Here is a 10,612-nt window from a genome sequence, read left to right as displayed (position 1 = left end):
CCACCGTCTCTAACCTCTCCCCGCGCGCGGGGAGAGGTCGGGTCGCCGCGGAGCGGCGATCCGGGTGAGGGGGCCTTTCACCGAGGTCGAGTCTCGCGGCTGCCCCTCACCCCGGCCCTCTCCCCGCAAAGTGCGGGGCGAGGGAGACGAGGCGCACTGCCTCAAACTGCCCGATTCAGTTCGTAGTGCTCAGTTCGACTGACACAGACATCAGGAAACCCATCCGCATGACCGCCAAGTTCACCGATTACATCGTCAAGGACATCGGCCTCGCCGAGTTCGGCCGCAAGGAGATCTCGCTGGCCGAGACCGAAATGCCCGGCCTGATGGCGACCCGCGAGGAATACGGCCCGAAGCAGCCGCTGAAGGGCGCGCGGATCGCCGGCTCGCTGCACATGACGATCCAGACCGCGGTGCTGATCGAGACGCTGGTGGCGCTCGGCGCCGACGTCCGCTGGGTGTCGTGCAACATCTACTCGACCCAGGACCACGCCGCTGCGGCGATCGCGGCTGCCGGCATCCCGGTGTTCGCCGTCAAGGGCGAGACGCTGAAGGATTACTGGGACTACACCGCCAAGCTGTTCGACTGGTCGGACGGCGGCACCCCGAACATGATCCTCGACGACGGCGGCGACGCCACCATGTTCGTGCATCAGGGCCTGCGCGCCGAGAACGGCGACACCGTGTTCCTCGATCAGCACAATTCGGAAGAAGAAGAGATCTTCTTCGCGCTGATCAAGCGCATCCTGAAAGAGAAGCCGAAGGGCTACTTCGCCACGCTCGCCAAGAACATCAAGGGCGTGTCGGAAGAGACCACCACGGGCGTGCATCGTCTGTACGACATGGAGAAGGCCGGCAAGCTCCTGTTCCCGGCGATTAACGTCAACGACTCGGTCACCAAGTCGAAGTTCGACAACCTCTATGGCTGCCGTGAATCGCTGGTCGACGGCATCCGCCGCGGCACCGACGTGATGATGTCCGGCAAGGTCGCGATGGTGGCCGGCTTCGGCGACGTCGGCAAGGGCTCGGCGGCGTCGCTGCGCCAGGCCGGCGCCCGCGTCATGGTGTCGGAAGTCGATCCGATCTGCGCGCTGCAGGCGGCGATGGAAGGCTACCAGGTCGTGACCATGGAAGACGCGGCGCCGATCGCCGACATCTTCGTCACCGCCACCGGCAACAAGGACATCATCACCATCGAGCACATGCGCGCGATGAAGGATCGCGCCATCGTCTGCAACATCGGCCACTTCGACAACGAAATTCAGATCGCGCATCTGAAGAACCTGAAGTGGGACAACATCAAGCCGCAGGTCGACGAGATCACCTTCCCGGACGGCAAGCGAATCGTGCTGCTGTCGGAAGGCCGCCTCGTCAACCTCGGCAACGCCACCGGCCATCCGTCCTTCGTGATGTCGGCGTCGTTCACCAACCAGACGCTGGCGCAGATCGAGCTGTTCCAGAACCAGGGCAAGTACGAGAAGAAGGTCTACGTGCTGCCGAAGACTCTGGACGAAAAGGTCGCCCGCCTGCACCTCGCCAAGATCGGCGTCAAGCTCACCGAGCTGCGCAAGGACCAGGCCGACTACATCGGCGTCAAGGTCGAGGGTCCGTTCAAGGCCGATCACTATCGGTATTGATAGTTAAAGTCGTCATGGCCGGGCTTGACCCGGCCATCCATCGCGCGCGAAGCGCGCCCTCGCGGGTGATTTATCGCGAAGAAGATGGAATGCCGGGTCAAGCCCGGCAATGACGGTCGAACGGCAGCCATCCATCGGACAACAAAGCCCCGGAGCGTTGCTCTCTGGGGCTTTCTGTTTTTGCTGACGGGTCTTTGCCGCTAGTAATCTTGGATCTTCTTCAAAATGTAGCCCTCGACGAATGTTCTACTGCAGTCGAGCTGTTGGGTTATACGATTCAAATTTTTCCGATCCTCACTCGTCGAAAAGATTACTTGCTGGCCCCGCGCTTTTGCCTGCGCAGCCCGTTTCAGAAGCCTTTCGAAACTAATCTCAACCAAGGATTGCTGACGAGGCTCGTCAAAGATCAAAGTCCCAGGGTGGTTCGTTTTTCTTAGACTAGATAGCTCCAATAGACCGAGTTGGTATGCCCATTTCAATCGGATTGAATCGCTCGCAGAGGTCTCGAACCCAATTTCAAATCCCTCTTTCTCGGGCCGGTAGCTGTCTTCTGATACAGATAATTCTTCAGGGGGGAAGGTTTTGAAGCCAAAGTCCGATGCTTGATCAATGATGGTGTTGGTCAATAGTTTCAGCTTGTCCTTGTCGTCGGCAGAGAATTTTTCATTCGGTAGCCGGTTCAATTCGTCCTTGAGGCGGCGATAATCCGATTGTAGATCTCTAAGCCGAGACATTGTTTCGTCGAAAGCCGATTGCAGGTTCTCGAGTTCCCGAATCTTGGCTTCTGTCTTGATACGTTCCTGTATTGAGACTGCTGAGGGGCTCGACGATGGTGCCACCAATTCTGCGCGGAGCGTCCGGATTTCTGCATAAACATCCTTTAGCGCGTTGCTGATCGTCGCTAACGTTTCTAAGCGCTTCTTCTCGCCTAATTTCTCTCGTCTCAAAATGTCTTCGAACATCTTTTTCTGAGATCGGATGTATTCGATGTTGTCTGCTATTGGCATCACTGCCGTGATCGCGTTCTGTGAAAGTAGTGTGTCATGAAGTGCTTGATCGCAGGTGGGGCACCTTTGAGGCGTTAGCGTCGCGGCGACGCCCGAGTATCGCTGTAATCGCTGAACATCCTGATTCTTTGCGAGGTCCTCAGAGAGTGTAGCGATTCGTCTCTGGAGTGAGCTAATGTCAGCGAACTTGATCTGATGGATGTTGTGCAATTCAAGCTTGGTATTGTTTAGTGTGTCCGCTTGCGAGAGCAATTCACCCAGCCGTCGTGCAGTCTCTTCCGAATTATCTTCAACGGTGGGTATAGATTGAGTAGTTAGTTTATTCAGAGTCTTTCGTAGGCCGGTCAATTTTTCTTCCAGCGGGATCCATTGTTCGTCGTTGGCGATCTCGATGCCGGATGCTGCGAGTGCTTCGGGGTCTGCAACTGGTATCTCGCTCAATGCTCGGAGTCTTGCTCCGGCGCGCGCAGCTGTCCTGGCTAGTTCGGAATGAGTTTCTGACCAGCGCTGGGCGAGCACGTTAAGTTGCTCAGAGAGTCGCTCTCGTTGAAGCTCAAAGTTGTGAACATCAAGCGCCATCAGAAATTCGACGGACCGTTTATGTACCTCTCGAATCCTCATGTAGGTTGGAATTGCAGCCGGTATTGCAGACCAGCCGAACTTTTGCTCCACCCAGAATAGTGGAAATACAGTCTCTAGATAGAGCTTGGACTCTGGTGCATCGTATCGACGAACTTGGGGTAGATGCCAGCCCAGGAAATTCTCGAGAAAGAAGTGAAATCCGTCTTCGCGTTGAGCGGCTCCGGCGTCGCTGACGAAGAAATGCTGCTGCTTTAGATTGGAGGTGCCTTCAGACAACGCGGCACCAAATTCAACGGTTATCAGTCTCGGGTCCGTGTCGGCCTTGACGCCACGATTAACTGTTATCGTCTGGCCTGCGCCGTTCTGGATTTCCAAAGATACTCTTGATTCAATGATGTCTATCTTGCGATTGTCGTCCGTGTTCAGATAGCGCGTCATCGCGTGAGGAAGAGGAATTTCCCTCTTTGGGCTTAGCATCTTTTCCAGCCCGAGACTGTACAGCATTCCTTGCATGCACATTGACTTGCCCCGGGTGTTGTCGGCCCAAAGCACATTCAGCCCAGACTTAAAAGGAATGTCGACGCCGTAGATGCCATCAGCAGTCACTGCGCGGAGCCTCAGTTGCTTGAATCGGAGGCTCATAGCAAATCCTCAAGGCGCCACACGCGTTTCATAAGGTTTTCGGTGATGCGTGGCGTTACCTCACGCAAGAAATGCTTCTCAACCTGCAAGGTTTCTGGATCTTCAATGATTGCGTCAGCAATTTCGGAGCCCTCTTGGGTCAGGGAGATGGTTGTGCCTTTCTCGATGGTGACCAGTTTGAGTGCATGTGCGTACGCGACTGCGCGATTTAGGGATGGTTCCACGCGAAAGGAAACGTCAGCTGCAGAGTATGTCCCAGCGAGCAGGCCGCGGACTTCGTCTCGCCCTTCGGGAATGCGTATCGAATGGGCCAGAAATTGCAATTTCTGAAAGCTCAGTCGCTTGCCGCGACTGTAGCGACACGCAATCACCAGTAGGCTTATTCCCCACGCCATGCGGAGGTCTTCGGGCAAGGGACTCGGGCGTGGCGTAAAGCTAAATGTTCCGTGCTGTAAAGCGTTGCGGAATGCAGTCTCATTGAGCATTTGGGAAGTCCAGTGGGCAGCGTAGTATCCAATCGGAAATTTTGCCGAAGGCGATTTCTTGGGTGTTCTCGTCTGAAAGGTTTGGGGCTGCCTTTTGTAGAGAGGCAATGAGCAGATCAACCTCGGCCCCAATCACAGCGTTTGCATTGGCTTCGCAAGATGGGCCGGCAAATGTTAGGCGTCGAACCCGAGTATTGATGGCAGCTACAATGCTCTCGTGGAGGTCGGGTGCACCATTCCTTAATGCGTCAAGCAGTCTCTCCGCTGTCAAAAAGTACTTAACAGCTTCGGCGACTGCATCATCGACAGATTGAGGGCCGACTTTCTTTGACAGCTTCCTTGTGGCGTTCGCAAGTAGCTCGTTCGAGCTTGCAACCCAGTTCTCTAGCTCTTCCTCGGAAGGCTCAGGTATCGAGAGTTGCAGATGTGAAACCGAGTTCGCAGCCGCTTTTGTCGCCCAAGTCGGAAAAGCCGTTGGATCTTGTATCGAGACTTCGAAGTCATGATCAAGGGCAGGGCAATTGGTTGCTCGAAGCTCTGCTGTCTTCTTAGCGCAGTGGAGGTTTACATCTTTGCTGTCATGTCGTGGGACTAATAATAACCAGTGTTTGACTGGTTTGCTTACGAACAATTTATGTACTTCGGAATGGTTGTCTATTAATTTCTTGAGGTCTCTGGTTATCTTGTTCTGCTGTCGATTCGCTCTGGTCAAAATGTCAATCGGTTCTTCTACGGAGTAGCACTGATAAGCGACGGCATCACGTATGCAATAGTAGTCAATTCCTAAGTCGCCTTTGTGCTCCGATGGTATCTTGTGCACATTCAGAGGGCCGTGGCGGCTTTGAAGTAATGAAAATGCGAATTGCTCCCAATCGTCTGGATTCCAAATCTGCTGCACGATTGTCACTGAGTGCGGTCCCGTTGCTGCAGCCATTGAAGTTATATGTGATTGTCTTCGTCTTCAACTGATGGTCGAGTCCTACATATTTCAGCCGCTGCAGCCCGTAGGGCGGATTAGCCCAGCGTAATCCGCCATTGCTCCGACACAATGCCTATGGCCATTCGGCGGGGTACGCCTTCGCTAGCCCGCCCTACCGCCAAACGGATCAATCAGGGCTGCGCCCGTCGGCGCTCGAAGTTCGACACGTTGCGCGCCACGACCGGAGCGGATCAACCAGAAATTTCAGCGATCGAGATCGCGGCTTCGCACGGCGCCGCGCGAAAATTCTCCATCGTCTTTCGGCATCGACAGCAGTAGTTCGGAGAACGACGGCGCCTGCGTGTGTTCGAGTCGCCGCAGACGCTCGAACTCCGCCACGTCCATCACGACGACGGCAGGTTCGCCGTGCTTGGTGACCGTCTGTGGATTGCGCCGCGCGGCCTCGACCAGCTCGCTGAAGCGGTTCTTCGCATCCTGCATCGACCAACGGCGCTCTGTCATCTGCGTGGTTCTTTGGAGCTAGGATTGCGAGCCAGAGTGCGCAGCGGAACGATTTCGGTCAAGTCGTGGGCAGGAGCCATCGGTATTGGAATAGCCCGCCGCCTATGGGCTTCCGCCCCTTCACGCCGAGCTTTGCGCCTTGAATTGGCGGACATTCAGATCATAGGTTGGGGCCGACCAGTTCATCTATGCGCGCCCCGACGATAAGATTCATTCCCGCGCTGCGAAAAGTAGGCCGCCAATTCGCGGTCGGCTTCAAACGGGAAGGTTTGCTTCGAAAGCTCGCAAGCCAGAATGCGGTCGAGGCGGAAGACTCGGAAGGCGCCGCGGTGATTACACCACGCAATCAGCAGCCAGCCGGCATGAAACGCGCGGAGCCCGAGCGGGCGGACGTCGCGGGTGGATTGGCTTCCATCCTGAGCCGCATAGTCCAGTTTGATGAGGCGGCGCTCCCGAATGGCGCGGCGGATCGAACTGGTGAAGGGCGGGGCTTTGCGATGCGGAAGCTCACGTGCCAACAGATGCCGCTGCGATGGGGCCGGGGTCGGTTGGTCGGCCCAGGTCGCGTCGATCTTGGCCCGGGCGCTGACGGCTGCTTGCGCGAGGTCGTCATCGCCGATCCATTCTACCAGCGACAAGCCGAGTGACACCGCGTCGAGTTGATCGTGACTGAGCGTCAGCGCCGGCAGGTTCACGTCCCCGCGCAGCATGTAACCCAGGCCCGCTTGGCCATCGATCGGGAGTCCCTGCGCCTGCAAGGCCGCAATATCGCGGTACACGGTGCGAACGGAGACCTCCAGTTGCTCGGCCAATTGCTCCGCAACAATCAGTTTCCCGCCCTTCAGCCGCGCGATCAAATCCAGCAATCGATCTGCCCGCCGCACCGTCGCCTCCTGACACCACGCTGTCAGGAGCCATCCTATAGCGAATATCCGTCGCGTTCAGGTGCCGGGTCGTCTTTCAGCCCGGACGAAGCGTCTTCCCAAGGAGAGTCTTCGATGACACATCGGGTGGGACAGTTCTGGGACATGATTGAAGGCCGCCGGCCCGCACCGCCCGCCGCGCAGCTATTGGGTTGGAAGCTGCTAGCCATCGATCCGGCAGCGGGGAGCATCGAGGTCGAGTTTCTGGCAACCGAATCCTTCCTCAATCCGGCCGGATCGGTCCAAGGCGGCCTTCTAGGCGCGATGCTCGACGATACGGTTGGACCGGCGGCGATGGCCTTTCTTGGCGGCGACCGGATGGCGCAGACCCTGGAGCTGAAGGTGAGCTTCATGCGGCCCGCAAGGCCCGGACGACTCGTCGGCCGAGGTCGGGTGGTGCACAGCGGTCGCGAAATCCTGTTCCTCGAAGGGGAGCTACGCGATTCCGATCAAAGGCTGATCGCGACCGCCACGGCAACCGCGAGAGCGGTTGCGGTGCACAGCGGCCCTCAGCAGACGAAGCTCGCTTGAAGATGCGCGGCCCGGCTGAGCGCGGCGGCACGCGGCATTGAATCGCTCGCTCACGCTGATATCGCTCGCTCTATCCAAGCCATCGCTAATCTCACCGCCACCTGTTGACCACCCAGATCGCGCCCCACGCTCCGGCCAGCGTGACAATCATCGCGCCCGCGAGTGCGGTGGCCATCACCGGGCCGCCGGCGGCGGCGAGGGAGGATGAGCCCTGCACGAACGGGGCGAGCAGCATGGTCACGGCCATGCCGCCGAGCGGGGCGGAGAGGAAGGCGCCGGTGAGTGCGACGGCGATGCTGACGATCCAGCCGAGCGGGCCGCGTTGGCTGGTTTGGGCGTCGTGGATGCCGACCGCCAAGGCGCCGAGCAGGAAGGCCAGCGCGATCAGCATCGGCCCGCCGACGCTACTCTGCGGGATCGCGCCGGTCGCTTGCAGAAACAGGATGCCGATCACGGCACTCAGCATGATGATGGGCATGCGGCGCGTCCTCGCTGCTGGGCGGCGCCGAGAAGCTCGCGGCGGCCCAGCAGCATGATCGAGATGGGGCGCGGAGCCGCGTGCGGCGGCGTCGGTCGACTTTCTCCTTTGTCCGGCAAGCGGGCTTGCAAGTTCAACGCGCTGCGTTCGGGATGATCACCCGGCCCCTGGCCTGTTTGCCCGGCGCGATCGGCGCTCAGGCCGCGCGGCCTGTCGGCGCTGCAGCCAGACGATCGGCTCGGCTGCGATGCTGCAGCCACAGCAACGCCGCGCCGAACAGCGGGATGAGGATGTCGGTGTAGAACACCACCCCGGCGTTGCCCGGCGCAAAATTGTGCTGCGTCACCATCTGATTGATGTGACCGACGGCGGCGCCGAGCGTGAACAGGCCGGGGCCGACGATCGCAGCGAGGCGGAGGTCGAAACTGCGGAAGGCGGCGAGAAAGCCGACGGCGGAGAACCCGAGACTCGCGGTGGCGACTTCGAACTGGAACGGACTGTCGGCCCAGCCGATGAACGCCGCCGACATTTTGCCGAAGAAGCCATGCATCACGAAGTTGTAGAAGTAGCAGACGCCGATCGACCAGAACAGGTGCCAGGCCAGCAGCCGGTCGATCACGTCCGGGAATCGCAGCGGCTTCGGCGCGCGCGCGATCGCGACCAGCGCGAACAGCAGGCCGATGACGAGGAAGCTCAGCGAAAAGTTCGACAGCACGAACACGAGCGTCGCCTTGATCACTTCCGCCATGCCTCGTTCTCCGTTCGGTGATGAGCCCGCAGCTGCGTAGCTGACGCGGTGGGATCGGGGCGATGGTAGCACTCATTCGGACTGCAGCCATCAAGCGCGACGATCCGCCAGACGATCACGGGGCGAGTGGGCGTTGCTACGCGGGGAACCGTTCGACGTGGAGTTCGGCGGACCGTTATGGTTGCCTCGTCAACTATCGCGCGTGGCGTACGGCGGAGATGATTTTTCGCAGTGCGGGATTAGGTTCACACGCTGTTTTAAACGCAGTTCGATCAAGACAACCCGGCGGGTTCGTGTCTATAACCGGTGCGCGGCCGTCCACGCGGAGTGGCTGCCAACGACGCCAAGAAACGCAACCAAGAAAAGCACGAGGAGCACGCCCGCATGCAGACGGCCTACGTCCCCCGCCAGACCCCTTACACGCTCGCGCCCGAAGACACGCTCAACGATCTGCGGATGAGCGAATCCGTCCGGCCGCTCTATGACCATGTGAAGAAGTTCATCGCCGACGTCGTCGAGCCGATGCAGCACGAGTTCGAGATCGCCGAAGCGAAGAATCCGAACCGCTGGTCGTTCAGCCAGGAGCAACTCGATCTGCTGGCGAAAGCCAAGGCGAAGGCCAAGGAGCAGGGGCTGTGGAACTTCTTCCTGCCCGACGCCGAGACCGGGGAAGGCCTCAACAATCTCGACTACGCCTACATCGCCGCCGAACTCGGCAAGGCGCCGCTCGCCTCCGAAGTGATGAACTGCTCGGCGCCCGACACCGGCAACATGGAAGTGCTGGAGCGCGTCGGCACCCCTGAGCAGAAAGAGAAGTGGCTCAAGCCGCTGCTCAACGGCGAGATCCGCTCCGCCTATGTGATGACCGAGCCGAACGTCGCTTCGTCCGACGCCAAGAACGTCTCGACCTCGGCCGTGCTCGACGGCAACGAGTGGGTGATCAACGGCGAGAAGTACTACATCTCCGGTCTCGGCGATCCGCGCTGCAAGATCATGATCGTGATGGTCAAGACCGATCCGACCGCCGCGCCCAGCAAGCAGCAGTCGCAGATCCTGGTGCCCGTCGACACCCCCGGCGTCGAAGTGCTCGGCCCGATGCACGTGTTCGGCCACGACCACGCGCCGCGCGGCCACATGCACATGCGCTTCAACAATGTCCGCGTGCCGAAGGAGAACATCCTGCTCGGCGAAGGCCGCGGCTTCGAGATCTCGCAGCTTCGGCTCGGCCCCGGCCGCATCCATCACTGCATGCGCACCATCGGCAAGGCCGAGAAGGCGCTCGACCTGATGGTGGCCCGCGGCCTGACCCGCGAAGCGTTCGGCAAGAAGCTGGCGCATCTCGGCGGCAACCTGCAGATCATCGCGCAGGCGCGCTGCGAGATCGAGGCGATGCGTCTGATGGTGCTGAAGGCCGCCAAGGCGATGGACGTGCTCGGCAACAAGGAAGCGCGCGTCTGGGTCAGCATGGTCAAGGCGATGGTGCCGGAGCGCGCCTGCAAGATCATCGATCAGGCGATCCAGATGCACGGCGCCACCGGCATCTCGCAGTGGACCCCGCTCGCCGAGATGTACACCGACGTTCGCCACCTCCGCTTCGCCGACGGTCCGGACGAAGTGCACTGGATGGTGGTCGGCCGCCACGAGCTGACGCTGTAAGCGACTGCTACCAGCGTGACGACATCAGGGCCGGGGCATTGTCCCCGGCCTTGTTATTTGCGCGATGCGCGGCGCGAGGCCGGCGTCACGTCGAACTCACGCCTCAGCGAAACTTCTTCTTCGCCTTCTTCTTGAACGGCGGGTTCTTGGCCGACGGATCGGCGCGGCGGGCCTTGCTGACGTAAGCCGGCTTGTCGCCCTTCGCCTTGCCCGCCTTGAAGCCGTCTTTCTTGAACGGCTTGGCTTTGAAATCGCCCTCGAACGACTCCTCGCCGCGCGCCTTGAAGCCCTTGTCGTTGAAGCTCTTGTCCTTGAAGCTCTTGTCCTTGAACCGCGCCGGCTTGCCGCCGCGCGCAGCCTCGTCGTGCGGCGCGCGCTTGGTAGGACGCGGCGCGTCCTGCTCGCGCGGATCGGGCAGCGGTTCGCCGGACAGCGGCGACCACGAGTCGGGGCGCTTGGCCCGGCGCCCCTCGCGGTCCCGC

General features: G+C 59.8%; 10 protein-coding genes and 1 pseudogene. 3 read left to right on the top strand and 8 right to left on the bottom strand.

Translation table 11 applies throughout. The features are described 5' to 3' along the window. Window positions 1-227 precede the first annotated feature (227 nt). The gene (ahcY, locus tag DYI24_RS13410; RefSeq protein ID WP_107345696.1) at window positions 228-1,637 is read left to right on the top strand and encodes an adenosylhomocysteinase; all 1,410 of its coding nucleotides are present in this window, start codon (window positions 228-230) and stop codon (window positions 1,635-1,637) included. Window positions 1,638-1,837: 200 nt separating this feature from the next. On the opposite strand, the gene DYI24_RS13405 is transcribed toward ahcY, so the two are convergent. From DYI24_RS13405 to DYI24_RS13385, 5 genes are all read right to left on the bottom strand, one after another. Further along, complete coding sequence (locus DYI24_RS13405; RefSeq protein WP_164572643.1) at window positions 1,838-3,868, bottom strand: hypothetical protein; 2,031 nt, start codon at window positions 3,866-3,868, stop codon at window positions 1,838-1,840. Beyond that, entirely contained in the window at window positions 3,865-4,353 is a 489-nt protein-coding gene (locus DYI24_RS13400; RefSeq protein WP_246701247.1) for a hypothetical protein, read from the bottom strand. Before DYI24_RS13400 ends, DYI24_RS13405 begins: the two co-directional genes overlap by 4 nt. After that, the gene (locus DYI24_RS13395) at window positions 4,343-5,260 is read right to left on the bottom strand and encodes a hypothetical protein (protein WP_246701246.1); all 918 of its coding nucleotides are present in this window, start codon (window positions 5,258-5,260) and stop codon (window positions 4,343-4,345) included. The genes DYI24_RS13400 and DYI24_RS13395 overlap by 11 nt, the downstream gene beginning before the upstream one ends. 276 nt (window positions 5,261-5,536) lie before the next feature. Next, window positions 5,537-5,794 (bottom strand): type II toxin-antitoxin system Phd/YefM family antitoxin, encoded by a 258-nt coding sequence (locus tag DYI24_RS13390; protein ID WP_164572641.1) that lies wholly within the window; start codon window positions 5,792-5,794, stop codon window positions 5,537-5,539. 182 nt (window positions 5,795-5,976) lie between these two features. After that, a complete protein-coding gene (locus DYI24_RS13385) occupies window positions 5,977-6,660 on the bottom strand; it encodes a helix-turn-helix transcriptional regulator (RefSeq protein WP_246701245.1) in 684 nt (227 codons plus the stop codon). A 132-nt stretch (window positions 6,661-6,792) separates the two neighbouring features. On the opposite strand from DYI24_RS13385, the gene DYI24_RS13380 reads away from it, so the two are divergent. Then, the gene (locus tag DYI24_RS13380) at window positions 6,793-7,248 is read left to right on the top strand and encodes a PaaI family thioesterase (RefSeq protein WP_164572639.1); all 456 of its coding nucleotides are present in this window, start codon (window positions 6,793-6,795) and stop codon (window positions 7,246-7,248) included. A 91-nt stretch (window positions 7,249-7,339) separates the two neighbouring features. On the opposite strand, the gene DYI24_RS13375 is transcribed toward DYI24_RS13380, so the two are convergent. Together DYI24_RS13375 and DYI24_RS13370 are read right to left on the bottom strand one after the other, a co-directional pair. Further along, on the bottom strand, window positions 7,340-7,726 hold the full coding sequence (locus DYI24_RS13375) for a hypothetical protein (RefSeq protein WP_164572638.1): 387 nt from the start codon (window positions 7,724-7,726) through the stop codon (window positions 7,340-7,342). Window positions 7,727-7,922: 196 nt separating this feature from the next. Next, a complete protein-coding gene (locus tag DYI24_RS13370; RefSeq protein ID WP_164572637.1) occupies window positions 7,923-8,474 on the bottom strand; it encodes a DUF6790 family protein in 552 nt (183 codons plus the stop codon). Window positions 8,475-8,858: 384 nt separating this feature from the next. On the opposite strand from DYI24_RS13370, the gene DYI24_RS13365 reads away from it, so the two are divergent. After that, window positions 8,859-10,130 (top strand): acyl-CoA dehydrogenase family protein, encoded by a 1,272-nt coding sequence (locus DYI24_RS13365; protein WP_107346703.1) that lies wholly within the window; start codon window positions 8,859-8,861, stop codon window positions 10,128-10,130. A gap of 103 nt (window positions 10,131-10,233) precedes the next feature. Here DYI24_RS13365 and DYI24_RS13360 read toward each other — a convergent pair. After that, window positions 10,234-10,612: pseudogene (locus tag DYI24_RS13360) on the bottom strand (DEAD/DEAH box helicase); the annotation flags it as partial.

It is taken from the genome of Rhodopseudomonas sp. BR0C11 (genome assembly GCF_010820945.1).
Taxonomy (GTDB): domain Bacteria; phylum Pseudomonadota; class Alphaproteobacteria; order Rhizobiales; family Xanthobacteraceae; genus Rhodopseudomonas; species Rhodopseudomonas palustris_H.
The sequence above is the reverse complement of the archived record's forward strand: the minus strand, read 5'-3'. Positions and strand labels throughout refer to the sequence as shown.